Source organism: Pseudoalteromonas sp. 2CM39R, assembly GCF_023161845.1.
The window spans coordinates 21,277-46,872 of the sequence record NZ_JALNTM010000026.1; the positions used below are offsets into that span (position 1 = coordinate 21,277).

Genomic DNA, 25,596 nt, shown 5'->3' on the forward strand with positions numbered 1-25,596 from the left:
CTGACCACTTAATGTTAAAAAGAAATATCTTTAACTAAAATAATTTATTGAGTTAAAACCTCTATTATCAGGGGGATAAACTCTATAATTTGAGATGTTAACTCTCTCATTATGATAGTAATGATAATTCTTGCAATATTTACAGACTTAACATTTATGTTAGTTATCAGGCTATTTAATGTTGAGTCTGTTTCATTCTTACCATTTAGGTTGGTAATACCTTTCTTTTTGGGCATAAAGCCTCCTTTGTGTTATGAAAAATTCTTCCATATAACCTCCTATCTATATAAATTTAATCTCATATCATATCATGCTTTTTACTCTCTATTGCGTAGCACTAAATAATGTTTTTACATCAACTAATTAGTACTAAATATCTAGCTTACCATTTTAAAGAGCGTAACTGGCACGCTGAGAAGCATTTTGACAGCTTTTCCTAATGAAGCCCTACGCTATATCTAAAATATAAAGAAAAAGCCTTACGTGCAGTTTTAAACATTGTTTAAACAGGGTTGTAATGCCTAAGAGAGAACTATATCTTACTAATCACTATAGTTAATCGCTTTTTATATATTTAATTTGCACTTTTTTATTCCCGAAACATCGCACGGCCAACTAATTCAAATCTAAATCCATACTGAGCACAGATTATTCAAACTGTGCTCAGTCATGAAAAAACCATTCCAAAGCTTACTTGAAACTACAACAGAACTAGCTATTTTATCAGCAAACCAGCCGGCTGATTTAGGCTTTGCTGCGTGCCGCTTTGCCAGCGAAATTAATGAGCAAGGTATAAGCGAGCGTGTAATGGTGATGCCAGACGGCTATTTTAAATCGCACGATGGCCGCCCGTTCGACGTACCTGCTAATGCCTGGTTACTAGACCAAGCCGCATTTGAGCTATTAAAAAGCACTGCCAGCACCCGCACTAACGATTACCACTTTGATTACGAGCACCAAACACTACACGCCGAAGAAAACGGCAAGCCAGCCCCAGCAAGTGGCTGGTTTAACCCAAGCGACATAGAGTACGTACCAGGTGAGGGGCTGTATGCCCTAAATGTACGCTGGACACCTAGCGCACGCGCTCACCTAAAAAACGACGAATACCGCTTTATAAGCCCTGTTTTTCATTACGACAAGCAAACAGGCCGCCCAACCAAATTACGCCACTTTGCCCTTACCAACGACCCAGCGGTAGACGGCATGGACAAAGTAGCAGTTTTAAAGACTTCTAAAACCCATGTTAACAATGGAGATACACCCATGAATGCAGCTCAAAAATTGCTGAGCTTGCTAGGTATTACTGTGGATGGTGACAAAATCACCGATGCAGACTACACCCAAGCAACAACAGCACTCACTGCTTTAAAGGCTAAGGCCGACGAAGCCGACTCGCTCACTACCCAGCTAAGTAACGCTAATGACGCCGTTGCAGCACTTAAAGCCAATAGCCCAGATTCTGAGGTTAATTTAGCGAAATACGTGCCGGTTGAAACCTACAACGCATTGCACACTGAAATGGTTGCCCTTAAAAGCATCAGCGACACCCAAACCGTTGAGCAGGAAATTAACAAAGCTAAACAAGATGGCCGCATTATCGCAAGCGAGGTTGAATACTTAACGAGCTTAGGTAATCAGCAAGGCGTTGTTGCGTTAAAAGCAGTGTTAGATGCCCGTTCACCAATTGCCAGCTTAACGGCTCAGCAAACCACTCACGCACCTAAGCCAGAGCAAGACAAAGACGGCTTAGTAGCACTCACAGCAGAAGACAAATATGCAGCAGACCAACTAGGCCTTAGCCATGCTGCTTATGCCAAAGCTAAACAGGAGCAAAACTAATGGCTTTAGTGACCCCAGCAATTTTAAACGCTTTATTTACCGCGTTTAAAACCGAGTTTGAACAAGGTAAATCAGAAGCAGCACCGCAATTTAATAAAATTGCCAGTGTAATTAAATCTACATCGGCCAGTAATACCTATGGCTGGTTGGGTAAGTTCCCAAGCCTGGCTAAATGGATTGGCGATCGTAATATTCAAAGTATGAAATCGCAGGCGTACACCATTACCAACGACGATTACGAGTCAACGGTAGGCGTAGACCGCAACGACATTGAAGACGACAACCTAGGCGTGTACTCACCTATTTTTAAAGAAATGGGTAACGCCGCAGCTATCCACCCAGACGAAATGATTTTCCCATTGCTGGCAGCTGGTTTTACAACCTTGTGCTATGACGGGCAAAACTATTTTGATGTTGATCATCCGGTTTATCCAAATGCCGACGGCACAGGTGTAGCGGTATCTACTGCCAATATGGCCGAAGATGTAGCCTACGAGGGCGAAGCCTGGTACGTACTCGATACCTCAAAAGCCCTTAAGCCGCTTATTTTCCAAAAGCGCAAAAAGCCTAACTTACTTGCTATGACAAAAATGGACGATGAAGCCGTATTCACGCGCAAAGAATACCGTTACGGCGTTGATTGCCGTGATGCAGCAGGCTTTGGTTTTTGGCAGTTAGCCTTTGCTAACAAACGTGCATTAACGCCAGATAACCTATGGGACAGCATCGAAAAAATGCGCAGCTTTAAAGCCGACGGTGGCCGTAAGTTGGGTATTAAGCCAACCATGTTAGTTGTTCCTGCCAGCATGGAAAAGCTAGCCACTCGCATGTTAGAGCGTGAAATGGAATCAAACAGCTCAAACGAACTTAAAGGCCGCGTAGAGCTATTAGTAGCTGACTACCTATAACCACCTATAAAACCCTATTAAGCACGGGGCTTTAAAGCCCCACGCTTTAAACCAGGAGTAATAATGAAATGGCTAAAAACCTTAAACTTACTGCCCTTGCGGCTATCATTGTCCATTGCACGCAGCCTACGGGCTACCGTCGAGGCGGCATTAGCCTCACCAGCGGCAAGCAAACATTGTCCGCAGAGCAACTTACCCAAGAGCAGCTTGAAGCAATTGAAAATGATCCACGCTTATCGGTGCAAGCTGTACCGCTCGATGCGAGTACTGCGCAGAACCCACAGCTGGACGCAGATAACGTGGGTGCAAATTTAGATGCCCCTAAACTCTACGCTCAAGTTGATTACACCCAAGCGCCCATTGAGCTACAACCCGTTATTGCATTAATGATTGATGCACAAATGGAGCTTAAGCCGGTTGTTGAGCAGGTGGCTTATGAAGCACCAGGCGAAAACGAGGGCGAAGTAGTTAAAATTAAAGTATCTGCCGCACAGCGTGATGATGCTTGGCAATGGCTACAAGAAGCAGCCAAAGCAGGCGAGGGCGAGTAAATGGCCTACGCAACAATAGCCGCAATGCAAAAGCGCTTTGGTGAGCAAGAGCTTATTTATTTAAGTGAGCGCGACGACGCCCCCGCTGGTGTAATTAATACCGCAGTTATTGAGCAGGCCATTACCGATGCAAGTGACATGATTAACGGCTATTTAGCTGGGCGTTATGAATTGCCGCTTGTCACGGTGCCTAACTTACTTGAGCAATTTTGTTGTGATATTGCCCGTTATAAATTAGGCACAAACGACACCCCAGAGCACATAGAAACCCGCTACAAGGACGCAGTAAAGTTTTTAACCTCAGTGGCTAAAGGCGAGTTAAGCATAGGCGTAAACGCCTTAGGCGAAGACGCAAAAGTGCAAGACACCGCAACCATACAAAGCTCAGGGACTGTGTTTTCACGTGAAAAGTCTAAGGGGTTTATTTAATGTTTGAAATTACCATCGACTATTTTGCCGCTCAAAATCCGCTTAAACAGGCACTTGAAAAAGTACCAGGCATTAAGCGTGTTTACCTAAGCGACGAGCTAGCCGACGTAAAAGAAGACCGCCAAACAACCCCCAGCATTCATCTTATGTACTACGACGATAACTTACCAGAGAGTAAAAACGCCGGTCATTTAATGCAGCTAACCCAAACATGGATTGTTGTGTTGGTAGTACGTAAGCAAGACACAAACGCAGGTGAGCACCTAACTAACATTATTCGCGCTATGGCGGGCAAAGTGCTTAATGGCACGGGGCCGTGGCTTAGAGTAAACACCCCAGCTAAACCCCAATTCACCAAAGGCCATGCGTATTACCCGCTGGCTTTTACTTGTCAAATGAGACTTAAAGGAGCGCTTTAATATGAGCGACGGTATTTTACTAGCGGGCAACATTTTTGTAGACCGCTTAAATGAGCAAGGCATAAGCACCGGCCAAATTTTTGGCCCAATTAACACCACTAAGCTAGGCATTAAGGCCGAAGCCGATTCGGTTGTACGTACATCAAATAAAAAAGCCACTAAGGGCCAAACACTTGATGACGTAAAAATCAGCAAGCCAACCGTGATCACATGGGAGTTTGACGACCAGCCAGCCGAAATGATCGCACTTGCGCTTATGGGCGATGTGGCTGCAATTAACGACGCAGCCGGTACATTAACCGACGAAGCCGTAACCATGCCTGCTAACCAATCGTGGGTTTCAGTACCAGGGCAAAACTTTGCAAACGACGTAGTAGTAAAGCAAGCCACCGAAACGAAAGTAGCGGGTATTGATTACGAGTTTAACTTTGCCCTAGGCATGATTCGCGCCATTAAAGGCGGTGCATTAGACGCTGGTGGCAGTATTACAGTAAGCGGTTCTTACAACGCCCGCACTGGTAAACGCATTAACGGTGCAACAGTAAGTCAAACGCGCTTACGTATTTTTGGTGAGGGCAAAAACCTAGCCAATGGTAAGCAAGTTAACTTTGAAATTTACGACACTTCAATGATGCCAACATCAGAGCTTGATTTAGCAAGCAGTGAGTTTGTTAGCGCTACGCTTGAGGGCACAGCTAAGCTGGTAGCAAACAAAAATGAGCCGTACTACATTGACGAGCTAGACGCTTCATAAGCCTTATTTAGCGTATTTATAAAGGGGCATTGTTTGCCCCTTTATCCCCATTTAAACCTTGTTTAAACTGAGTTAACACCATGGCAGATAAAACCCTAGAATTAGCCCTACGCATAGTTGCCGAAGCCACAGGCAAGCAAAATATTGAGCAGCTGGTAACAGAGCTTAAAAATATTGAGCAAAGCGCCGATGCTGCTAATCCTGCCGCTGATAAGCTCAGTGAGTCGTTAAACCAAACCGATACAAGTGCAAAACAAACCAGCCAAACGGCGGGTAAACTTGCCAACGAATTAGACGGATTAGCTAACCAAGCTGATCTAATACGTGCGTTTGAGCAGTCAAAGCAAAAACTAGAACAACAAGAAATTGCCACCGCAGCAGCCGCACGCGCACTAGAACAATTACAAACCGAAGCCAGAAACACCGATAAGCCATTTGTGCAACTTGCGCGCTCACTCGACGCCGCAGAAAAAGACCTAACACAAATGCACACCGAGCTTACTCAGCAAACCAGTAAGCACACCGCACTACAAAATGCCCTTAAAAAGTCAGACGTAAACACCAATAACTTACGTGCCGCAAAGCGCGATTTAGCAGCTCAATTTGATAAAACAGGCCGCTCAGTCGATAAGTTTAGCAATGAGCTGCGCCAAGGCACTACAGCGCAACGTGCCCAAGCACAAAGCCTAGACGGTGTAATAGGCAAAGTTACCGCATTAGCCGCCGCGTATGTGGGGCTTGATCGGGTAGCCCAAGCAGTAAGCCAAGTATTTAGCACCGGTGATAAATTTGAAAAGCTAGGTGTACAAATGCAGGGGCTTATGGGCAGCATTGCCGCAGGTGATAAAGCCACCGCCTGGGTAAAAGACTTTACGTTAAAAACACCCTTGCAAATGGACGAAGTAAGCCAGGCGTTTGTAAAACTTAAAGCCTTTGGCCTTGATCCAATGGATGGCACCTTGCAGTCAATTACCGACCAAGCATTAAAGCTGGGCGGTGGGTTTCAAGAGGTGCAAGGTGTAAGCCTGGCATTAGGCCAAGCCTGGGCAAAACAAAAATTACAAGGCGAGGAAATACTACAGCTAGTTGAACGCGGTATCCCAGTATGGGATTTACTGCAAAAATCAACTGGCAAAAACGTACAAGAATTACAGCAGCTTTCTACAGCAGGTCAGTTAGGCCGCGATGTAATTAAAGGCTTAATTGATGAAATGGGACGTAGTAGCGTTGGCTCAGCAGCCGCGCAAATGGCGCTCTTTAGCGGGCAGGTATCAAACGCTAAAGACAACATGGCCCAGTTTTATAACCTTATAGCGCAAAGTGGCGCTATGGAGTGGTTAAAAGGGCAAATAACCGCCCTTAATACCGAATTTGCAGCCATGGCCAAAGATGGCCGTTTAAAAGAATGGGCGCAGCAAATCAGTGACGCCATTGTAAGTACGGGTAAAGCGATACAAAACACCGTTACTACCATGTACGAATACCGCGAAGAAATAGCCACCGTTGCCAAAGTATGGTTAGCCCTTAAAGTAGGCACTTATTTTAGTAGTGTGATCAGCGGCGCTACTACGGCCATTGCATCGTTAAGAACCTACCAAGCAGCCATAGGCGCAACCACAGTAGCCACCAATGCCGCAGGTATTGCAGCGGGTAAGTGGGGCATGGCCTTAAAAGCCGTGGGCAAAGCCGGCTTATACACCTGGTTGATTACCGAGTTAATAGACGTAGGTTTACTATACAAAGACTTACTAGTAGCAGAAGAAGCGCTGCGCAAATCTAAGCAGCAATCAGCCCAGCAAGCCCAGTTACTTGCTGACGAGCTAAAGTATTTATCTAATTCTACCGGTTTAGTTATTACCAACATGACCGAGTTAGACGCGCTAATAGAAGCCGGCACACTTATTTGGGATGAGGCAAACCAGCAGTATATAAATGCTGAGTACCAGCAACAAAAGCTAGCCGAGGCCACCGCTAAAACCCTAGAAGCTGAAAAGCAGCGCCAGGCGTTTTTAAGCTTATCGTTACCCGAAGCCCTTAAAACCATTGCGTCATTAGAGCAACAAGCAACAGCCATGGACGGTGTAACCGTTGGGGTTGATGGCTTTATTCAAAGCATTGAATCTACCCGTGTGGCAATACAAGGCGCGGGTGAGCAGTACCAAGGCCAGTTGGCTATTTTAGATGCCCTACAAATTAAATTTGAAGAGCATGGCGCAATGCTTGAGCGCCAAAAAGTATTTGCTGGCGATGTTGAAAAAGCCTACAAAGAGCTTGGTTTAACCTCAACCAAAGCCCTAGACGATACAGCTAACAGGCTGCGCGCAGCTTATGAGCTAATGCAGCAATCCGAGCAGCCGTTAGGCATACAACGCCAGGCATATTTAAAATGGGCAGAGGCTGCTATAGCTGCCGCAGATGCAACCGACCAAACCATACCCGTGAGCATTCAAGCCGCAGCAGCTGCACTGGGGTTAACTAAAGAGCTAGATAAGCTCATTGAAAAAGCTAATGCTCTTAAGCCTGTTACCGACACAAACAGCGATGCAGTTAATCGCTTTGCCCGGGTGCTTGATCAAACCCGTGCGGCAATTATTACTAATCAGCAAGTAATGGCGAGCAGTACGGCCACAGCAGAACAAAAAGCCCAAGCCCAAGCCGCGCTTACTATTCAGCAGCAACGCTTAACCGACCAAACCACCGACTTAAACCGTGTGCAGCAGTTAGAACTGGCAAGCCTAGGGCAATTACAAGCAGAGCACAGCCGGCTAACAGATGAACTAGCCCGCTTAAACGATCGTTACTCAGCAGGCACATTAACAGCGCAAGAATACAACTATCAAAAAGAGCGTTTGGGCGATGTATTAGCCGTTGTAAATAACTTATTGGGCGATTTTAAAGGCGCTCAAGATGCGGCCACAGCATCTACCCGCGCAGCTACGCAAGCCACTAACGACCAAGTAAAAGCCAACGAATTTGCAACTAAAAGCCTACGTGAGCAACGCGACGAGTTAGACCGTGTATCACGTTCAGCAAGCACAGCCGCTACCAATGTAGGGCGTTATAACTCAGCACAGCGAGCTAGTGTTAGTGATGTTGTAGACTACCAAGAAAAAAACGGCACAGGCGCGTACGACTTAAACACCAAGGCCATACGTGACGAAAAAGCCAAACGTGCTAATGAGGGTTTTTCTAATAGCCAGTTTGGTAAATTTAGCAGCCAAATAGATAACGCCAGCACCAGCGCCGCCCTTAGCGATTTATACAATAAAATTAATAAGCAGCTTACGTATTTAACACGTGAGCAAAAAAGCACATTAAATGCAGCCATTAACGCACAGCGAAACGCGCTAAAAGCGCAACAAACAGCCCAAAAAGCGGTGCAGCAATATGTACCACCAACGTACAGCAGCACCCCAAGCAATTCGCAACCTAGCAATAACACGCCTAGTTACAGCGTCTCTAACACTCAGTTAAACAGCCTTACTAACGCTATTAACCAGCTTGTTGCGCTACTTAAAAAGCAGCAACCAAGTACCACTAACGCTAAAACAGTACGCTTAGAGCTTGCTTTACCAGGTGGACAAACCGCCGGTATTTTAGCTGATTTTGAAGAGCAGTTTTTACAACGTCTAGAGCAATTGAGTAACACCCAATGATTATTATTAACACCCAGCTATTAGATAACTTCACATGGCTTGATGAAATCGACTACATACCGGTTGCCGAGCAAGCAGAGCGCGCATTAAATGGCGCACAGCACATAGAAAAAACCCTTATACCACTAGGCCGCCCAATTAACTTATACAGCGATTTTGAACAGGCAAGCGTAGTTAATCCTTTACTTGAGCATGCAAAAACCACGCTAGACGCATTTGAAATAACCATACGCGGCACGGTATTTAATGTGGTGTGGGACCACACGCAAAAAGCAGTAGAAGCCACGCCCCATACTTACTTTTCAGACGCAGCACCAACCCATTACCAAAACGTAAACCTACGTTTAAAAACCGTTGAAAGGCCAAATAATGCTTAGAACCGATTTAAAAATATTTAAACCACAGCGCATTGGTAACGAGCTATACGCTGGCGGCCACCGTACTAGTAACGCAATTGTGAGCGGTAAACTTAACGATGTTTTTAGCTCAATTAGTGACATTGATCATGCGCGTTCATCGTTTGACTTAGTAAAGATTTACCCAGCGCTTAGCACAGACGATGCTAGCCGCTTGCAAGATGCGCATATATTCCTAAGTGACCAACCAGATGATGCCCTTGTAAATGTGCTACTGGTAGAAGCTCAACAGCTAAAAGACACTGACACCGTAGTTGACATGCTGCCTTTGCTATCATCAGAAACAACCAAATACCACGGCACGAGCTTATTAACCGCCCAAGTTGCCGCACAAGGCCAATCGCTTACCGTGGAGTCGGTTAGCCGCTCGTTAACGCCAAGCATCAAAACTGTTAGCTCTAAAATTGGTTTGCGACCTCAAGCGGAAGAACTAGCCATTTACAGAACTAAGCGCCTTTTAAGCTATGGCAAAATATCAGAAGTAAATATTGAGGTGCCCGATTTGCTCACTCAAAGCCCTAATTTTTATGCTGAATATCAGTATCAAGCGTATACCGGGCAGGGTTCAATTGGCGGGAGTAGGCTAGTAACAATAACTAAAAAGCTTACCCAAGAAGAGTTAACCCGTGTGGGTAATTCAATATCAGCCACGCTTAACCCAGCTGTCACAAAAGACCAGTATTTTACGCTGTTTTATATGTCTACTCAGGACTTACGTTTTCACTCATTTACTAATAGTCAAACTATTACGCTAGGCGCAGGTGAGCGTGTTTTAAAAGGCCATGTACGCCTTAAAAAAGCTACCGAAGAAACCATAGTCACAGATGACGGCCAAGGGCGCTTTATTTCAGCCGGTTACGTATTTGCCACTATTAACTATGACACAGGCGTTATTACTGAAATTGACCCTGTAAATTATAGCGGCACAATTACCGAAAACTTAGGTGCTATTGTAGAAAAAGGCGATCGTACAATCAGCGCTAAGCAGTGGCAGTTACCCGACAGCAGCTTTGCGCGCGACTCGCTTTATATCACCTATGAGAGTGCAACCGGCACCACGTTCTCAGCATCAAGCGATTTAAGCGGCAATATTACCGGCACTAATTGTACCGGTACAGTAAGCGAAACGGGCTATGTTGATATTGAGTTTAGCCAAGGGGTAAAGCCTGCATCTATTACTTACGACTATAACCAAGTTGAAGTAACCACCGTACCCTCACCACCAGGCGGCTTTGATACCTCAACATTACCAAACAACGGTAACGTGCGTATTTTCCACGAATTTACACCGGTGAGTGTGCAAAACCGTTCACGGTCAAGCGCAGCAACACTAACAAGCGGCCAAGTATTAACCGTATTGGCCGATGCCGACTTTATCGACATTGTAGATAGCACAGGCGCAAGCCTTTGGTCTGTAACCGATGATAACTACAGCTACGATAGTGCCACAGGCGAGCTAACAATAAATGCAGGTATTAGCGCTTTTACAGCCCCGTACATAGTAACGGCCATTCAGTCAGAGCTTGCATTGATTGACGCAATACAAGGCAATCAAATAAGCCTGTTAACCCCCCTTAGCCGAGCTTATCCAGCTGGTGCAACACTTAGCAGCGTGCAGGTTTTAGGTGACTTTCAAGCGCAAACAAAAGACGAGCGCACACTAGCGGCATGGCAAAACAACTTTGCTGATTTTGGCGCATCCGCATCAAGCGCAATTAACACCACTCAATACCCAATCGAAGTGACAAACATAGGTGTAATAGCACAGCGCTGGGCAATCGTTTTTACCTCAACAACCGCTTACAACGTTATTGGTGAGTTTGTTGGCAATATTTACAGCGGTGACATTTTAAACGACTGCACACCTATAAACATATTTGCAGGTGCACCGTATTTCATATTACGCAAAGCAGCGTTTGGTGCGGGATTAAACCCCGGTGAAGCATTTTTGTTTGAAACCATAGCCGCCAGTAAACCAACCATGGTTACACGCTCAGTATCACCCGGGCACTCTGAAATAGTGCGTGACAATTCAACTTTATCATTTCGTGGAAATAAGGATTAAATTATGGCTTTACCAGTAACAATGTACCGTTGGGATGATGTAGGCGCACCGCAAATAGTGGACGGCAAACCAAGCGAGTACATGAACGTGCTTAAAAAGTGTTTAGTAGAGGGTTATGGTTCTAAGGAATCGCTAGGTTGGACTGTGGTTGATGATATTGCATCCCCGCCGTTTTTATCATTAAGAAATAACATCTCACTTGGCGGTAGTGGTGGGGTTGCTGTTTTTAGTGCTTTAGATGATGTAGAAGGAACTAATATAAAAGTATTTGGTTGCCAAGACTACGCAAGCAAAGATAGCCAATCGCGTAAAAGTTATTATTTTCCAATATCAAGATATAGCACAGGTCAATACTTAAATAATAAATGGTTTATCATTGGAACAGGGAATTCCTTTTACTTTTTTGCTTTCAATGATTATGTGTATAACTCATCGAGAAATAGAACAGCAACCAATATTTGTTGCTCTTTCTTTATGGGGGATTTTAACTCTATATACCCAAATGATCCTGCAAGTTTCACAGCGTTCTCAGGAGCTAAAAACACACTTACATCTAACTGGACGCAATCATTTTTTTATGCTTTTGGTGAGTCTACATCTTCAAACATAATGCTTGTTAACCAGTTAGATGGAGCTGATGTTAGTCACCCTGCATCGTTAAAAAGCGTATTTGGTAATGAAAATTATGTAAGGAAATTAATTAATGGCCCCGCAGATATAAGTGTACTTTCCCCACACTATATATTAATGGGAGATGGCAGTTTGGCTAACTCTTCTATTTATCAAAACAAAGAATCACCTTATGCAAGAGCAGTTTTGCCAGGCCTATTCTCAGCAGACGCGGCCGGTTATGACGATGAGTCAATGCCTGTTGTTAAAAATATAGATGGGGTTTCTTACTATTTAATTCCTTCAGCAAATAGTTATACAGGTTGCTGTTGGATAAACTTGGAGCAATGGTAATGCACTATGTAACGGTTAATTATCTTGATTTAAAGCCTATTCCAATTTCATTTTTACTCGCTGATTGCGATCCAAAAAGCGAAAGGTTTCAAATTTTACACCGAGAAACAGGGCAGCTATTACGTCATTCAAGAGTATTAAATAACAATTTTAAAGCAATATTACCTCTTAAATACTCACAAGAAAATTCATTAATGTGTGTAATGCTAGATGATAATGCAGAATTTAACGCTGCTATTTTGGATAATGTAAAACCAATGCTAGTTGATCTAGTGATATTTGATCCAAATAACCCGCAACCATACGAGCCAATACCCTAATGTTGAACTTACGTTTTATTAGCCCATACAAAGTTAATAAATCACCAATTCAACTTAGCTATCAACCAGACACGCCAAGTAATGCTTTATTAATACGATTTAATAAAGCATATACCGTGAACGTGTCACCGATAACCATGCGGTTTGGTGATGATACGGGGCCAGTTGAGCCTACATTACCAATACTGCAAGCAAACATAGGTATTGAAGTAGATTCAAACTGGTTTAATGAACAACTACTAAGTAATACCGACTTACTACAATGGCAAACCGATAGTGTTAAAAATGAGTTTATAACAGCGTTTAAACAGTCTGAAATCATAAATGAGCAAAGCACTATTGATTGGCACAAAACTGCACTAGTGGCAGCTGATAAAACGCTTGAATGGGGTAATGCAGGCTATGTTATAAACGTTATTCAAATGCCTTACATTATTACTATGGCAATTGAATATAACGAAAAAGATTTTAACTGGCTAACTCAGTTAGACGCTGAGCAAACCGAGCTTAAAACGCTTTGGAACAGCTCAGAGCTTTTAACCACATCAGGTGATCAGCATTGGCATGTAAAGCCACTTTTAGAGTCAAATGAGCTGGTAATACACTACGGCGAAACAGATAAACAATACATTTGTTACTGGCGAAATCACCCGTTTAAAGGCTACGTAAATTTAGAATTTACAGAGTCTGCACAAATGCACAGTGGCCGCTTAGTTATGCGTTTTAACAACCCTGACAAAGTGTGTTACTGGGGCTTGCCAGGTGGCTTAGTTCGTGGTGATGACGATGTACCAACCCTAGATAGAAAAATACCCATTGAACCTCAGATTAGGAATACATACATTATGCAGCCAACTATCGATTGTGTGCGTGTATCAGACGATTTAAAAATACTAATTAGCAGCGTTAGTTATTCTATTTCACGCGGCCAATTTAGCGCCACATGCAACATTAAATTCTGTTCCCGTATCGACTTTGATCGTGCCCTGGGCCAAGAGCTTAAAATCTCAATAAATAGCTACGATTTTTATGTAATTTGCGAGCAGCCAAGCACCAGCAGTAGCTTTGCAAATTCAGGTTATAGCGCAAGCTGCCGTAGTCGTTTTGCATTGTTGTCTGCGCCATACGCCCGCGCTACTAATTACGCCAACCCAACAGCTAAAACACTTGCGGGGATCATGTCTGATATTTTAATAAATACGGGTTGGTCACTCGACAATCAAATGATTGATTACGTAATACCAACAGGGGCATTTAGCTATACAAATTTAACCCCAGCCGCAGCATTATTAAGCGTGGCTAAATCGGTAGGTGCAATGCTTGATATAGACAACGCGAATAAAACAGTATCGATAGTGCCGCTTTGGCCTGTAATGCCATGGGACACCGAAAGCGCTATATGCGATGTAATACTAAACGACTCAATCATACTTGAGCACAATACAACGCAAACCATTAACCAAGAGCATAACGCAGTATTTGTGAGGGGCGAGCAGCAAGGCGTAGCCTGTAAAATAAAACGGGCAGGTACGTTAGGCGATAAGTTTGCAATTGATGTGGTAGACAGCTTAATAACAGATAACCAAGCAGCAAGACAGCGCGGAACGTGTGAGTTAGCAAACAGTGGTAACAAGCAGCAAGCGACAATGCGCACTAAAATAAAAGCCGATTTGCCACCCATTCGCCCAGGTATGTTAGTAGGTGTTACTTATAGCAACTCTACATATAAAGCCACCTGCGACAGCCTAACCATAAATGCCTCTATTAACGCGCAAGGCGCTATAACGGTAAACCAAACTATTAAGGTGATCAGCAATGTCTAACACACTAAACCGCCTAGGCTCAGTACTCGATAAAACCCAACGCACAATAGCAACCTTCGTCACAGTCAACACAAACGGTACGACATTAGTCGAGTATAGCGACAGTAGCCAAAGTGTTGTATTAGGTGCTAATGTCCTTGAGGGGGCTGTATACGTTGAAAATGGAAGGGTAGTAGGAGCTGCGCCCACGCTACCATACTCAGAAATAGACGTTTAAGCGAAATGATTTTAGATTAGGACAAGTTTTATGGATGAGTGGATTGTAAGAGTATTAGTTGCTTTTGTATTTACTGTTATAGGTTGGTTGGCAGGCCACAGGTTAGCATTAGGCAGAGATAAAAGGAAAGAGTATAACGATGCTATAGAACCTATAAGAAATATATTATTAAGCAATCGTGTAGTATCTGAATTAATAGTAACAGAGATAGATGTCAAATTAGGTAAGAGGGCTCATAAAATTCTTAAGGTTTATCGTGAATCTTATAAACCATTAATCGATAAAGCTAGCAGTTTATGTGGTTCAGATGATTATGGGCAGTATGGACCTTTAAAAGCTCACAAAGATGAATATGAATTTATATGGACTGAAGCTAAGAAGAGAATGTTAGAGGTATGCAAGCATAAATAATGACTTAGAATATTAAAAAATAATTCAGTTGTAGGTTATGTTAGACCCTTGCTGTTTTTATTTTTACTTGGCGGTTTCAGCCTTGTTTAGGCTATTTATTAAGTTAAATTATCTGTAAGGAATATCTACTTTTACCCATTCCAGCCCGCGCGCCCATGTTGGGTAATTTACATTTACCCAACTAAACCCGCGTTATTACCCATTTTTGGTCGGCGGCTACAGTTACAAAACCATTTTGCGCTGTTTCCATATTGATAACGTAAAAAAACCACAACACTGTTAAATTTGCACCGGGTTGTAGCCCTTTATAAACGCGGGGTTGAATGAGTTATCCACGGTTTCTGTGGATAACTCTGTTTATTAAACTTTAAGAACATCAGCACCCCCAGCACTGTAGGGCGCTACAACGATTTCAAGTATTAAAAAGCTTTTTTTTTATATATTAAAAAACAAAGGCTTATGATTCAGCTTAGATAGCCACCTAAACGATAAATAAAATTTTTCGTGACGATAAAGCATCATCGCTAACTGTGTAATAAAGCAACAAAATCTAAAAGGTAAATGTTGCAAAAGTTACATAAATGTATTTAATTTGATTTTTAATGTGTTTGTGCAAAATTTATTTACAACAGCGTAAAAGTAATAGTTTGTAGATTAAAGGCTGATTTAGTTGTTTAGATTTAATAAAGCATGGCTTGAACTCTCCGGATGCTTTAAAATATGCCGTTCAGTAAAAGAGGCTTATTTATTTTATGCGCGCACATTCTCAATCACATACTCGCCCTGATTTACTCACTGCTCCAATCTTGCCTACGTTAAAGAAAATGACCGTTCCAATGATCTTTGGGATGATTACCCTGATGATGTTCAACATAGTTGATACTTTTTTTATTAGTTTATTGGGTACAGAGCCGCTTGCTGCAGTTAGTTTTACATTTCCTGTTACTTTTACCGTGATTAGTTTAGCAATTGGTTTAGGTATAGGGACTTCTGCGGTTATTGCAAAAGCATTAGGCAGTAACAATTTAGAAGAAGCGCGTTTTGATGCCAGTGTGTCGTTGTTGGTAGCGGTAATATTAGTATTAATTTTATCTGCTAGTGGCTATTTATTGATTGATCCCATATTTACGTTGCTTGGGGCTGGGGAGCAAGTACTCCCGCTAATTCATCAGTATATTAGTATTTGGTTTTTAGGCAGTGTGTTTTTAATTACCCCAATGATTGGTAATTCTGTACTGCGTGCGAGCGGTGATACTAAAACACCGAGTATTATTATGGGGGGGGCTGGACTTATAAATGCCGTACTCGATCCTATGCTGATTTTTGGCTTTGGTCCCATTCCCGCATTAGGCATTAAAGGCGCTGCTATTGCCAGTGTTATAGCTTGGGCAGTTGGAGTGGCGATTATTTTATACATATTAATTGCTAAAAAGCAGTTGCTTAGTTTAAAAGCGGGCAAACAAACTGTTATTGGTGCAATTCGTAAAATTTTAAAAATTGGTTTACCGGCAGCGGGTGCTAACATGCTCACCCCAGTTGCTATGGCGGTAATGACTGCATTGGTTGCTCATCATGGTCCCGAAGCCGTGGCTGCTTTTGGAGTAGGGAGTCGAATAGAATCAATAGCGAGTTTAGTGGTATTAGCCTTGTCGATGACCTTGCCACCTTTTATTAGCCAAAACTTTGGAGCGAGTCATTTTTCTCGCGTAAAAGATGCCTACCTAGGTACGCTCAAGTTTGTAATGTTGTGGCAGTTCATTATCTATATTATTTTAATTATTTTTTCAGGCGTCATTAGTGAAATATTTGGTAAAGAGCAAGCGGTTGTTGATGTCATCAAGCTGTTTATTTATACCATTCCTTTAAGTTATGGCTTGCAAGGAGTGATCATTTTATCAAACTCCTCGTTTAACGCTTTACACAAACCCATGAACGCCTTAGTTTTAAGCGTTATTCGATTGTTTGTTTTTTATATTCCCTTTGCGTATATCGGGAACGAACTTGCAGGCTTAATCGGCTTGTTTATTGGCGCGGCCATTGGTAATTTATTTACAGCACTTGTAGCCTACAAGTGGTTTATGAAAGAAATTGAAGCGTTAAGCAGTCAAGCATTACAGGAGTGTAGTCATTGAGCGATCATTTTCAGCTAGTATCAAAATTTAAACCCGCAGGGGATCAGCCAACCGCTATTGCTCAGTTGTGTGAAGGCTTAGAAGCCGGACTGGCCCAGCAAACCTTATTAGGTGCAACGGGAACCGGTAAAACGTTCACTATGGCTAACATTATTAGTGATTTAAACCGGCCAACTATTATTATGGCGCATAATAAAACCTTAGCGGCGCAATTGTATGGCGAAATGAAAGAATTTTTTCCACACAATGCGGTTGAATACTTTGTATCTTACTACGATTACTACCAACCTGAAGCCTATGTGGTAGCCAGCGACACCTTTATCGAAAAAGACGCATCTATTAATGAGCATATAGAGCAAATGCGACTCAGCGCCACCAAAGCGCTTTTAGAGCGACGCGATACCATCATCGTTGCGTCAGTATCGGCAATTTATGGTTTGGGCGATCCTGACTCATACATGAAAATGATGCTGCTTTTAAAAGTGGGTGAAAAGGTCGACCAACGTGACATGCTGCGCCGTCTTGCAGAGCTACAATATACGCGAAACGATATTGATTTTAGTCGCGGTACATACCGCGTTCGTGGTGAAGTAGTTGATATATTTCCAGCTGAATCAGACACCTATGCAGTGCGTGTAGAAATGTTTGATGACGAAGTTGAACGCTTAAGTATTTTTGACCCATTAACCGGTGCGGTAGAAAAACACATAGTGCGTGCCACCATTTATCCTAAAACTCACTATGTAACGCCACGAGAAAAAATTCTCGAAGCCATAGAAAAAATTAAAGCAGAACTCAAAGAGCGCAGAGCACAATTGCTCAGCGCAAATAAGTTAGTAGAAGAGCAACGCATAGCTCAGCGTACCCAATACGATATAGAAATGATGACCGAGCTTGGTTATTGCTCTGGTATTGAAAACTACAGCCGTTATTTATCGGGGCGTACACCTGGCGATCCACCGCCAACATTACTGGACTATTTACCCGACGATGCATTAATGATTATTGATGAATCGCACGTAACCGTATCGCAAATCGGTGCCATGTATAAAGGTGATAGAAGCCGTAAAGAAAACCTCGTTGAATATGGTTTTAGAATGCCCTCAGCTATGGATAACAGGCCACTGCGTTTTGAAGAGTTTGAGGCCATTGCACCACAAACCATTTATGTATCGGCCACCCCGGGCGACTTTGAATTAGAGCGCAGCAACGGCGAAGTTGCAGAGCAGGTTATTCGTCCAACCGGCTTACTTGACCCTGTTATTGAAGTGCGCCCGGTAGGCGATCAGGTTGATGATTTACTCTCAGAAATTTACAAATGTGTTGAATTAAAAGAGCGAGTGCTGGTAACCACGCTTACCAAACGTATGGCTGAGGATTTGACCGACTACCTGAGTGAGCACAATGTAAAAGTACGTTATTTACACTCTGACATTGATACCGTAGAGCGGGTAGAAATTATTCGTGATTTACGTGCCGGTGTATTTGATGTGTTAGTAGGCATTAACTTACTACGTGAAGGCTTAGATATGCCAGAAGTTGCACTAGTGGCTATTTTAGATGCCGATAAAGAAGGCTTTTTACGTTCAGCACGCTCACTTATTCAAACAATAGGCCGTGCGGCGCGCCACCTTGATGGTCGCGCTATTTTATACGGTGACAGAGTGACTAAATCGATGGCCAAAGCCATTGAAGAAACTGACCGACGTCGAGAAATACAACACGCTTATAATGTTAAGCACGGTATTGAGCCCAGTGCCTTGGTTAAAAAAATACTTGATGTAATGGATGTAGGTGAAGATGCCTCACCGCAAGACAATCTACAGCTTATTCGTAAAGACTCTAAAAAAATCCTCAGTGCTAAAGAGATTGCAACGCAAATTAAGCAGTTAGAAACCAAAATGCATGCGTATGCCAGTGATTTAGAATTTGAAAAAGCCGCCTCAGTGCGCGACGAAATACATGAACTACAACAACAGTTGATTAATTAAATGACAACCGATTTTACTCCCCTTATAAATGCTTTGGCAGACACGCCTTTTTCCGATAATGAGCTTTGCCGCGTTTTTCATGGGCGTGGCCACAGTGTGGAAGCGCTTAGTCATATTAACTTAGACTTTTACCCACCAAGTTTGTTTTTGGTGTCATACAGTGAAATTGACGAGGAAACACTCGCTGCACTCACCGATACGTTATGGCAATGGGCACAACAACATCATCCAGAGTTAATTACTGCATTGGTGTATCAGCAGCGAGCTGGGCTGCAAAGCCATAACACCCTTGTTCACGGCCAACTGCCAGTTCGTCATAGCGTAGCCGAAAACGGGGTGCGTTTTTTGGTTGATTTAATGAGTAAGCAAAACACCGGTATTTTTCCTGATATGCGAAAAGGCCGTGAGTTTGTCATGCAAAATAGTAAGCACGCCAAAGTACTTAATTTGTTTTCTTATACCTGTGGGTTTTCGGTTGCGGCTATGCACGGCGGTGCAGATCATGTGATGAACATGGATATGAGCAAAGGTGTGTTAAAAGTAGGTAAGCAAAACCACCAACTCAATAATGTCGATCGTGGGGTCAGTTTTTTACCGCACGATATTTTAAAGTCGTTTGGTAAGCTAAAAAAAGCCGCACCGTTTGATTTAATTATTGTTGATCCGCCCAGTTTTCAAAAAGGCAGTTTTATTTTAACCAAAGACTATCAAAAAGTGCTGCGCAGACTTCCTGAGCTTTTAAACGATACTACACAGTTATTGCTATGCGCTAATAGCCCAGAGCTTACAGAAAACGATTTTAAAGCACTTATTGAAGAGCATACTCAAGGTGCTATTGAATTTGTTAAACGCCTAGAACCTACCGATCGCTTTATTGAAATTGATAGCGATAAAAGCTTAAAAGCATTGGTGTACAAAACAAAAACATAGTGAGTTAAATGAAACTGAGTAAACGTTTAAACGCCATCAATTCGTTAATTACACAGTCTTACGATATTGTTTGGGATTGTTGTTGCGATCATGGCTTTTTAGGTATGGCATTACTTGAGCGCGGCATAGCCAAACAAATAAACTTTGTTGATATTATTCCAGAGTTAATGGAAGCGCTTGAGCAGTCGCTACAACAATTTGAGCAAGGAAAGTCTTTGCCTTCATGGCAAGTGCGCTGCGAAGATGTTGCGCAAATTAAACTGCCAACAGGTGCTAAGCAAGTAATCGTTATTGCGGGAGTGGGGGGCGATTTATGCTTAAAGCTCATTGAGCAAATTATTGCTAATAATCCGCACAGCCTTAAACAACTAAGTTTTATTATTTGCCCTATTATGCACCTCTATAAAGTACGTGCGGGTTTAAAAGCGTGTAATTTGCAGCTCGATAGCGAGCAAATTATTGTTGAAAACAAGCGTTTTTACGAAGTGCTACAAGTCAGTTTTAATACCACCGGCACTATTACTAAAACGGGGGCTCATATGTGGGATAAACATAACCCTCAACATCATCAATATCAGCAACAATTGCTTGACCATTATACTCGAATGCTCAATAAAGATAGAGTTTACTATCAAAAAGTTATAACAGAGTATCAACGCGTATTTGAACGCTAAATACTGCCAAAAAGTGTGATCGCTTTTTATGATTAACTACGTAAAGTGCTTCATAGTTAATATCTTGCCGCTAGGCAGATTTATTTGGTTTACATATGTCAGATAACAACACAAAAATTGAGTCATTATTAGATGATGGGCAAAAATGGCAACACAGTTACGAGCAACCTATTTCGTATGCGCCCCTAGTACAACTGGCTAATAAAAATTGGATTGTTCCGCAGCATTTTTTGCGTTACAAGCATACACTGGCCAGTGTTAATGAAGTGCTTAACGACATTAGTTTTTCCAACCACTTTAGCGTGTTAGCAGCTGAAAAAAATAGTGATGTTTATTTGCAAGTAGCAGTACTTAGTCCCGACAATTATCGCGCTGATAATAAAGCAAAAAAACTATTGTTTGGTCGCCGTTGGCCGGTAGAGCAGAACCTGCCTACCTCGGAGCTTATTCAAACTGCATTTTTAGCGTTAAAAGTGGCGCGTGAGCATGAGGTAAGAGAGCTTTTTCAGCTGCAACACCAAGGCGCAACCAGTACGCCATTTAATAATCATCATGACTTACCCGTTATGGCACAAAATCCCGAGCTTGTTAAAAGTACATCGTTTAAAAATATTTCATTGAACGAGCTGATAGATCGCCTTGTGTTTGTGGATAACCAAATAGAGCTAATTAACTGCCAAGCTATAATCACCGGTGAGCAGGTGTATACGGTTAAACTTCATTGCGATAGTTGCCAGCTGAGTGAGTTTAATAACAAAACTTTGTCATTTTTAGCACCGGATACAACAACAAATAGCTTTTTACATAGTTTTATTGCCGCATTGGTTGCTATAAGCAATGATTATGTGAGTGAGCATTTTAAATACCAAGGCTTTGCACGTTTTAGTAAGCATGTACAGGCGGAGCAAATAGGCGAGTTAAGTGTTTCTATGCGTTCGCCAAGTTCAGTTAGTTTGTGCTCAATGGGTAAACAAGAGGCGAATCAGTTAAATTTCGAGATAGACAGTGGCCGAGCACCACAAGGGTGTGGTCAAGCAATTGGTGGTTTTTTAGCTGCCCATGGCATTGAGCAGCCTGAAAACGCACATTTATACCCAAATTACTTGTAACGTATACATTAAAGTTTGTTTATTTCTTGTTTTACGTTGTAGCTTGAGTCGGTAACAATGGCTTCAAGTGTTTGTACTCGTTGTTTAAGTTCACTCACTTGAGCGGTTACCTCAGCTAATTGTTTGTGTGCGTCTTGATTGTTGTCCTGTACTTTATGTTTAAATTCAAGGTGCTTTTTATACATATCGTAAATAACTCCCGAACCTACAGAAATAAGTACAATGAGAACTATCATTGTTGTGCCAGACATAATTACTTCCTTTAACTTTTATTTAAGCTTAAATTATAACCATAATTAAGCGCTCATAAAGCTAATTAATTGTAACTTTATTTGTATTTATAAATATCTGATAAGTCATTGTTATTATTTGTGACGCCACCATATAGTAATTATAAAGTTTTTTAATCGATACAAGGACTAGGTATGTTAAATAATAAAATTCCACCGGTTGTGGTTGTGGTGTTTTTTGCTGCTGTAATGGCACTGATTGCACATTATACCGTGATTGATTTTAGCGCATTTATTACTTATCTCTCGCTAGCACTTGTCGCTACTGGGTGTATATTTTGTATTGCTGGGGTCGTGAGTTTCCGGTTTGCTAAAACAACAGTACTACCTAACAAACCAGAACAAGCGTCTAGTTTAGTTACCTCAGGTGTTTATAAATTCTCTCGTAATCCGATGTATTTAGGTTTTGCGTTTATATTAGCAGGCTGGGGCGTGTGGCTGGGTTCAATGTGGGCTTTTTTAGGTGTAGCAGGGTTTATTGCTTACATTACCTTATTTCAAATAATCCCAGAGGAACGGGCGCTCCACAAATTATTTGGTGAGCAATTTGACGATTATAAATCACGAGTAAAACGCTGGCTTTAACGTTTTATCGCAACAAAAAAGGCTACCCTTGGTAGCCTTTTAGTGTATTAACGTTGAACTTTACTCATATTCAAGCGGGTCTGTCACGTTGTTAAGCTCAAAGGCCTCTAAACGTTCTTGGCAGGCACCACATTTACCACACGCTTTGTCACGACCATTATAACAGGTCCATGTTTGGCTGTAGTCTAAGCCCATTTTAATACCGTCGGTTAAAATATCGATTTTAGTATTGTTTAAATACGGGCTAAAAATTTCTACTGCATCGTAATTTGCAATACGACATACATCATCCATCTTTTTAACAAACTCAGGACGACAGTCAGGGTAAATTGCATGATCGCCTGAATGCGCGCCGTAATATACTTTGCTCGCTTTAAGCGACACTGCATAACCTACCGCTAAGGAAAGTAAAATCATATTGCGGTTAGGCACAATGGTGCTTTTCATGCTTTCTTCTTCGTAATGGCCTTCTGGCACATCAATATCGTCTGTTAACGACGAACCACCAATAAGCTGATTAATTGCTGATATATCAACAATTTTGTGCGGGACATTTAGCTTTTCACATACGTTGGCGGCAACTTTAAGTTCTTTAACATGACGCTGACCATAATCAAACGAGAGGGCATAAACATCATGGCCTTGCTGCAAGGCTTTATTTAATACAGTAAATGAGTCCATACCGCCGGAATAAATAACAACTACTTTTTGCGTCATACGTGGTTTGCTCTTTAGTTTTGATAGAGGTTTATATCAGGGCGCGATATACTACACGGCCAAGGCATAAATGACAATTTTTGCACCGTGCTTTGCGATTTTTAATAGTAACAATTTTGCCGTCAGGTTGTAAGTGAGATTTCTTTTGTACAAAATTAATGAAGTGTTTGAAACCATTCAAGGTGAAGCGAGCTTTACCGGTACGCCGTCTATATTTTTACGCCTGCAAGGTTGTCCTGTGGGATGTTCATGGTGTGACACTAAACAAACTTGGGATGTTGATAACGTATATAAAGTATCACTAGATGACACGGTAGAAAAAAAAGCCGACTCTGATCATTGGGCTGAGGCCAGTGCCGCGCAGGTCCTGGAGTTATTTAAATCCCGTGGCTATACCGCCAAGCATGTTGTGATCACCGGTGGTGAACCTTGCATGTACGATTTAAATCCAGTGTGTAATTTATTGCATGATCATGGCTTTAGCACGCAAATAGAAACCAGTGGCACCTTTGAAATTCTCGCCCCTGCCCAAACGTGGGTTACGGTATCGCCAAAAATTAATATGCGTGGTGGTTACAAAGTATTGAGCAGTGCTATGCAACGCGCCGATGAAATTAAACATCCGGTTGCTATGCAAAAGCACGTAGAAGAACTGGAAGAGTTATTTGTCGCCACGGGTGTTAACCCAAAACTGGTATATTTACAGCCAATCAGTCAAAAAACGTCGGCAACTAAATTAGCCATTGATACTTGTATCGCCAAAAACTGGCGCTTATCAATTCAAGTACATAAGTATTTGGGTATTAGTTAAACAGAAAGAGCAGTTATAAGTGCTTAGCTGTAAGCGTTAAACTGCTTGGCGTTAAGTTATATTACGTAGGTTGGGTGAGTAAACCCCAACCTAACTCAACAAATTTCAGCTCATAAAGCCAAGCAGGCTTTAAATATAATTTTCATCAATAAACTGGCACCACAGCTGTGTATTTAATTTTGGTACGTTTGGCTTATCTCTAATACCGAGTTTAAACATGATCACAGAGCGCCATTCTAAAGAGCCAATGCCTGGCCCATGTCCATAACCGTCACCGGTACTTATTTGCTGTTCAACATGATTAAACCATGCTTCAGAGCACGGCGAATATTTTTCACCCTTTTGCGCAACACTACTGCACCCAGCAATAATGAGTAATAAAGGGGCCATTAATAGTCTCATATTTTACCTATGTGTTTATTTTGCTAATCGCTGCTGTGTTAAGTTTAAACGCTTATGTGAGCTGTATACTTGCAACCTTTCATCGTCCGTAATTAAAAATGCATCCATTTCTACAGATATTAAAGCTGATATGGGGAAAATCTCTAAAACACCAAGATCAGCAAGTTTAGCTGAAAGAAGTGCCGTTTTGCCGTTAGCAATAAAGGTAGAGTCTTGATCACGGTAATCGCCATCAACATATAGTTTTGCACCACCAAACCATGAGTTAACAATTTTAATTTTATGGCCCTTAACTGTGAATTCGAACTCTTTTCTCATTTTCAAACTCCATTTTTTGAAAAGTGTATAACATGTTAACGCCGTAAATAAACGGCAGAAAATAGTTGGCAATAACTTGTTGGGAACGAACAAAATAATCTGTTTTTATCCCACTTCTAATTTGTTTTGTTCAATTGCGATTTGCACAATACATTTTCGTTAAGCTTATTACCAAACAAAAATTTCAACCTTTCTGTACCACCCGTTTTTTCATAAAACTCTTGTAATGTAATTTCTTTTTTCTCGTAGCTCATTAGCTGCCAAAAACCGTAAAAGCCTTTGAACCAAAAGTAATAAAACACCGCTCCAACAGCCAATAGGAAATATGCTGATTTGCCAACTTTTCGTTTGTACTTTATGGCGCAATAAAAAAACCAGACACAGCTTAAAACTGCCACTATTAAAAATGCCGTAAAAGGTGTAATTGCAGTATCGATATTATCCCAAAGGAAGCTTAGACAAATTGAACTCCAATCTAACCCCATAGAGAAAATTAAAGTAATCTTAAAAAAGAAATATAATAAAACGGTAGTAAACACCGCATATAAGATCCCACTTTCCTTGTACTCTTCTTTATTCAATACTTGTCCTTATTGAGCGATTTAATAATCTTATAGTGCGCGAGTCGTGCAGGTTTATATCCATACCACGCTCACTTTTCTTCTGTAAAGTTTTAACAAATTACCTAAGATATTACTACCACAAACTTTTCTATGACTTTTAAGCAAAGCTAATACTAAAAAACGTTGTTATTGAGCAGCGCTTTTGTTTTTATTTTGTTGAACCTTGAACCTTGAACCTTGAACCTTGAACCTTGAACCTTGAACCTTGAACCTTGAACCTTGAACCTTGAACCTTGAACC

At 41.8% G+C, this 25,596-nt stretch carries 27 protein-coding genes; 21 read left to right on the forward strand and 6 right to left on the reverse strand.

Features of this window, described 5'->3' with window-relative positions; translation table 11 throughout:
* Positions 1-44: 44 nt before the first annotated feature.
* Positions 45-236, reverse strand: a complete 192-nt coding sequence (locus MTF66_RS33395; protein WP_248529937.1) for a hypothetical protein — start codon at positions 234-236, stop codon at positions 45-47.
* Between the two features lie 433 nt (positions 237-669).
* On the opposite strand from MTF66_RS33395, the gene MTF66_RS33400 reads away from it, so the two are divergent.
* The 19 genes from MTF66_RS33400 (at position 670) to MTF66_RS33490 (ending at position 21,610) form a co-directional block, all read left to right on the forward strand.
* Positions 670-1,842: a phage protease gene (locus MTF66_RS33400; RefSeq protein ID WP_248529938.1), complete on the forward strand. Its 1,173-nt coding sequence runs from the start codon at positions 670-672 to the stop codon at positions 1,840-1,842.
* On the forward strand, positions 1,842-2,750 hold the full coding sequence (locus MTF66_RS33405; protein ID WP_248529939.1) for a Mu-like prophage major head subunit gpT family protein: 909 nt from the start codon (positions 1,842-1,844) through the stop codon (positions 2,748-2,750). The genes MTF66_RS33400 and MTF66_RS33405 overlap by 1 nt, the downstream gene beginning before the upstream one ends.
* Before the next feature lie 68 nt (positions 2,751-2,818).
* Complete coding sequence (locus MTF66_RS33410) at positions 2,819-3,301, forward strand: HI1506-related protein (protein ID WP_248529941.1); 483 nt, start codon at positions 2,819-2,821, stop codon at positions 3,299-3,301.
* Complete coding sequence (locus MTF66_RS33415) at positions 3,302-3,730, forward strand: gp436 family protein (protein ID WP_248529943.1); 429 nt, start codon at positions 3,302-3,304, stop codon at positions 3,728-3,730.
* Entirely contained in the window at positions 3,730-4,149 is a 420-nt protein-coding gene (locus MTF66_RS33420; RefSeq protein WP_248529944.1) for a hypothetical protein, read from the forward strand. Before MTF66_RS33415 ends, MTF66_RS33420 begins: the two co-directional genes overlap by 1 nt.
* A gap of 1 nt (position 4,150) precedes the next feature.
* Positions 4,151-4,903 carry a hypothetical protein gene (locus MTF66_RS33425; protein WP_248529946.1) on the forward strand — a complete coding sequence of 251 codons (753 nt, stop codon included), beginning with the start codon at positions 4,151-4,153 and terminating at the stop codon, positions 4,901-4,903.
* 80 nt (positions 4,904-4,983) lie between these two features.
* Positions 4,984-8,559 (forward strand): tape measure protein, encoded by a 3,576-nt coding sequence (locus MTF66_RS33430; RefSeq protein ID WP_248529948.1) that lies wholly within the window; start codon positions 4,984-4,986, stop codon positions 8,557-8,559.
* On the forward strand, positions 8,556-8,936 hold the full coding sequence (locus MTF66_RS33435; protein WP_248529950.1) for a hypothetical protein: 381 nt from the start codon (positions 8,556-8,558) through the stop codon (positions 8,934-8,936). The genes MTF66_RS33430 and MTF66_RS33435 overlap by 4 nt, the downstream gene beginning before the upstream one ends.
* Positions 8,929-11,040 (forward strand): hypothetical protein, encoded by a 2,112-nt coding sequence (locus tag MTF66_RS33440; protein ID WP_248529952.1) that lies wholly within the window; start codon positions 8,929-8,931, stop codon positions 11,038-11,040. Before MTF66_RS33435 ends, MTF66_RS33440 begins: the two co-directional genes overlap by 8 nt.
* 3 nt (positions 11,041-11,043) lie before the next feature.
* On the forward strand, positions 11,044-12,003 hold the full coding sequence (locus MTF66_RS33445; RefSeq protein ID WP_248529953.1) for a hypothetical protein: 960 nt from the start codon (positions 11,044-11,046) through the stop codon (positions 12,001-12,003).
* Positions 11,979-12,323, forward strand: coding sequence for a hypothetical protein (locus tag MTF66_RS33450; RefSeq protein ID WP_248529955.1), 345 nt, complete (start codon positions 11,979-11,981; stop codon positions 12,321-12,323). The genes MTF66_RS33445 and MTF66_RS33450 overlap by 25 nt, the downstream gene beginning before the upstream one ends.
* Positions 12,323-14,146: a hypothetical protein gene (locus MTF66_RS33455; protein ID WP_248529956.1), complete on the forward strand. Its 1,824-nt coding sequence runs from the start codon at positions 12,323-12,325 to the stop codon at positions 14,144-14,146. The genes MTF66_RS33450 and MTF66_RS33455 overlap by 1 nt, the downstream gene beginning before the upstream one ends.
* Positions 14,139-14,363, forward strand: coding sequence for a hypothetical protein (locus MTF66_RS33460; protein WP_248529958.1), 225 nt, complete (start codon positions 14,139-14,141; stop codon positions 14,361-14,363). Before MTF66_RS33455 ends, MTF66_RS33460 begins: the two co-directional genes overlap by 8 nt.
* A 30-nt stretch (positions 14,364-14,393) precedes the next feature.
* Positions 14,394-14,774: a hypothetical protein gene (locus MTF66_RS33465; RefSeq protein ID WP_248529960.1), complete on the forward strand. Its 381-nt coding sequence runs from the start codon at positions 14,394-14,396 to the stop codon at positions 14,772-14,774.
* Positions 14,775-15,526: 752 nt separating this feature from the next.
* Positions 15,527-16,906 (forward strand): MATE family efflux transporter, encoded by a 1,380-nt coding sequence (locus MTF66_RS33470; RefSeq protein ID WP_055013372.1) that lies wholly within the window; start codon positions 15,527-15,529, stop codon positions 16,904-16,906.
* Positions 16,903-18,897 (forward strand): excinuclease ABC subunit UvrB, encoded by a 1,995-nt coding sequence (gene uvrB, locus MTF66_RS33475; RefSeq protein ID WP_138596406.1) that lies wholly within the window; start codon positions 16,903-16,905, stop codon positions 18,895-18,897. The genes MTF66_RS33470 and uvrB overlap by 4 nt, the downstream gene beginning before the upstream one ends.
* A complete protein-coding gene (locus MTF66_RS33480; RefSeq protein WP_109874453.1) occupies positions 18,898-19,827 on the forward strand; it encodes a class I SAM-dependent methyltransferase in 930 nt (309 codons plus the stop codon).
* Between the two features lie 8 nt (positions 19,828-19,835).
* Complete coding sequence (locus MTF66_RS33485) at positions 19,836-20,501, forward strand: tRNA (adenine(22)-N(1))-methyltransferase TrmK (protein ID WP_248529961.1); 666 nt, start codon at positions 19,836-19,838, stop codon at positions 20,499-20,501.
* A gap of 95 nt (positions 20,502-20,596) precedes the next feature.
* Positions 20,597-21,610, forward strand: a complete 1,014-nt coding sequence (locus MTF66_RS33490; RefSeq protein WP_248529963.1) for a hypothetical protein — start codon at positions 20,597-20,599, stop codon at positions 21,608-21,610.
* A gap of 8 nt (positions 21,611-21,618) precedes the next feature.
* Here MTF66_RS33490 and MTF66_RS33495 read toward each other — a convergent pair whose 3' ends face one another.
* Complete coding sequence (locus MTF66_RS33495) at positions 21,619-21,861, reverse strand: hypothetical protein (protein WP_010388451.1); 243 nt, start codon at positions 21,859-21,861, stop codon at positions 21,619-21,621.
* 174 nt (positions 21,862-22,035) lie between these two features.
* Between MTF66_RS33495 and MTF66_RS33500 the strand changes: the two genes are divergently transcribed.
* The gene (locus MTF66_RS33500; RefSeq protein WP_010388452.1) at positions 22,036-22,485 is read left to right on the forward strand and encodes an isoprenylcysteine carboxylmethyltransferase family protein; all 450 of its coding nucleotides are present in this window, start codon (positions 22,036-22,038) and stop codon (positions 22,483-22,485) included.
* Positions 22,486-22,545: 60 nt separating this feature from the next.
* Here MTF66_RS33500 and queC read toward each other — a convergent pair whose 3' ends face one another.
* On the reverse strand, positions 22,546-23,202 hold the full coding sequence (queC, locus tag MTF66_RS33505) for a 7-cyano-7-deazaguanine synthase QueC (protein WP_008110177.1): 657 nt from the start codon (positions 23,200-23,202) through the stop codon (positions 22,546-22,548).
* 145 nt (positions 23,203-23,347) lie between these two features.
* Between queC and queE the strand changes: the two genes are divergently transcribed.
* Entirely contained in the window at positions 23,348-24,013 is a 666-nt protein-coding gene (gene queE, locus MTF66_RS33510) for a 7-carboxy-7-deazaguanine synthase QueE (RefSeq protein WP_055013381.1), read from the forward strand.
* A gap of 129 nt (positions 24,014-24,142) precedes the next feature.
* Here the strand turns inward: queE and MTF66_RS33515 are convergent, their stop codons facing one another.
* The 3 genes from MTF66_RS33515 to MTF66_RS33525 form a co-directional block, all read right to left on the reverse strand.
* Positions 24,143-24,415 (reverse strand): hypothetical protein, encoded by a 273-nt coding sequence (locus MTF66_RS33515; protein ID WP_138623813.1) that lies wholly within the window; start codon positions 24,413-24,415, stop codon positions 24,143-24,145.
* Positions 24,416-24,430: 15 nt separating this feature from the next.
* Positions 24,431-24,733 carry a hypothetical protein gene (locus MTF66_RS33520; RefSeq protein ID WP_024601110.1) on the reverse strand — a complete coding sequence of 101 codons (303 nt, stop codon included), beginning with the start codon at positions 24,731-24,733 and terminating at the stop codon, positions 24,431-24,433.
* 116 nt (positions 24,734-24,849) lie between these two features.
* Positions 24,850-25,314 (reverse strand): hypothetical protein, encoded by a 465-nt coding sequence (locus tag MTF66_RS33525; RefSeq protein WP_010388460.1) that lies wholly within the window; start codon positions 25,312-25,314, stop codon positions 24,850-24,852.
* Positions 25,315-25,596: the final 282 nt, after the last annotated feature.

Bases quoted from the DNA above. Each gene is read 5' to 3' on its own strand.
- MTF66_RS33460 (WP_248529958.1), top strand. From the start codon at position 14,139: ATGTCTAACACACTAAACCGCCTAGGCTCAGTACTCGATAAAACCCAA.
- MTF66_RS33485 (WP_248529961.1), top strand. From the start codon at position 19,836: ATGAAACTGAGTAAACGTTTAAACGCCATCAATTCGTTAATTACACAG.
- MTF66_RS33405 (WP_248529939.1), top strand. From the start codon at position 1,842: ATGGCTTTAGTGACCCCAGCAATTTTAAACGCTTTATTTACCGCGTTT.
- MTF66_RS33515 (WP_138623813.1), bottom strand. From the start codon at position 24,415: ATGAGACTATTAATGGCCCCTTTATTACTCATTATTGCTGGGTGCAGT.
- MTF66_RS33430 (WP_248529948.1), top strand. From the start codon at position 4,984: ATGGCAGATAAAACCCTAGAATTAGCCCTACGCATAGTTGCCGAAGCC.
- MTF66_RS33410 (WP_248529941.1), top strand. From the start codon at position 2,819: ATGGCTAAAAACCTTAAACTTACTGCCCTTGCGGCTATCATTGTCCAT.
- MTF66_RS33455 (WP_248529956.1), top strand. From the start codon at position 12,323: ATGTTGAACTTACGTTTTATTAGCCCATACAAAGTTAATAAATCACCA.
- MTF66_RS33470 (WP_055013372.1), top strand. From the start codon at position 15,527: ATGCGCGCACATTCTCAATCACATACTCGCCCTGATTTACTCACTGCT.
- MTF66_RS33520 (WP_024601110.1), bottom strand. From the start codon at position 24,733: ATGAGAAAAGAGTTCGAATTCACAGTTAAGGGCCATAAAATTAAAATT.
- MTF66_RS33445 (WP_248529953.1), top strand. From the start codon at position 11,044: ATGGCTTTACCAGTAACAATGTACCGTTGGGATGATGTAGGCGCACCG.
- MTF66_RS33495 (WP_010388451.1), bottom strand. From the start codon at position 21,861: ATGTCTGGCACAACAATGATAGTTCTCATTGTACTTATTTCTGTAGGT.
- MTF66_RS33500 (WP_010388452.1), top strand. From the start codon at position 22,036: ATGTTAAATAATAAAATTCCACCGGTTGTGGTTGTGGTGTTTTTTGCT.
- MTF66_RS33435 (WP_248529950.1), top strand. From the start codon at position 8,556: ATGATTATTATTAACACCCAGCTATTAGATAACTTCACATGGCTTGAT.
- MTF66_RS33490 (WP_248529963.1), top strand. From the start codon at position 20,597: ATGTCAGATAACAACACAAAAATTGAGTCATTATTAGATGATGGGCAA.
- MTF66_RS33420 (WP_248529944.1), top strand. From the start codon at position 3,730: ATGTTTGAAATTACCATCGACTATTTTGCCGCTCAAAATCCGCTTAAA.
- queC (WP_008110177.1), bottom strand. From the start codon at position 23,202: ATGACGCAAAAAGTAGTTGTTATTTATTCCGGCGGTATGGACTCATTT.
- MTF66_RS33465 (WP_248529960.1), top strand. From the start codon at position 14,394: ATGGATGAGTGGATTGTAAGAGTATTAGTTGCTTTTGTATTTACTGTT.
- MTF66_RS33395 (WP_248529937.1), bottom strand. From the start codon at position 236: ATGCCCAAAAAGAAAGGTATTACCAACCTAAATGGTAAGAATGAAACA.
- MTF66_RS33425 (WP_248529946.1), top strand. From the start codon at position 4,151: ATGAGCGACGGTATTTTACTAGCGGGCAACATTTTTGTAGACCGCTTA.
- MTF66_RS33480 (WP_109874453.1), top strand. From the start codon at position 18,898: ATGACAACCGATTTTACTCCCCTTATAAATGCTTTGGCAGACACGCCT.
- MTF66_RS33415 (WP_248529943.1), top strand. From the start codon at position 3,302: ATGGCCTACGCAACAATAGCCGCAATGCAAAAGCGCTTTGGTGAGCAA.
- MTF66_RS33400 (WP_248529938.1), top strand. From the start codon at position 670: ATGAAAAAACCATTCCAAAGCTTACTTGAAACTACAACAGAACTAGCT.
- MTF66_RS33440 (WP_248529952.1), top strand. From the start codon at position 8,929: ATGCTTAGAACCGATTTAAAAATATTTAAACCACAGCGCATTGGTAAC.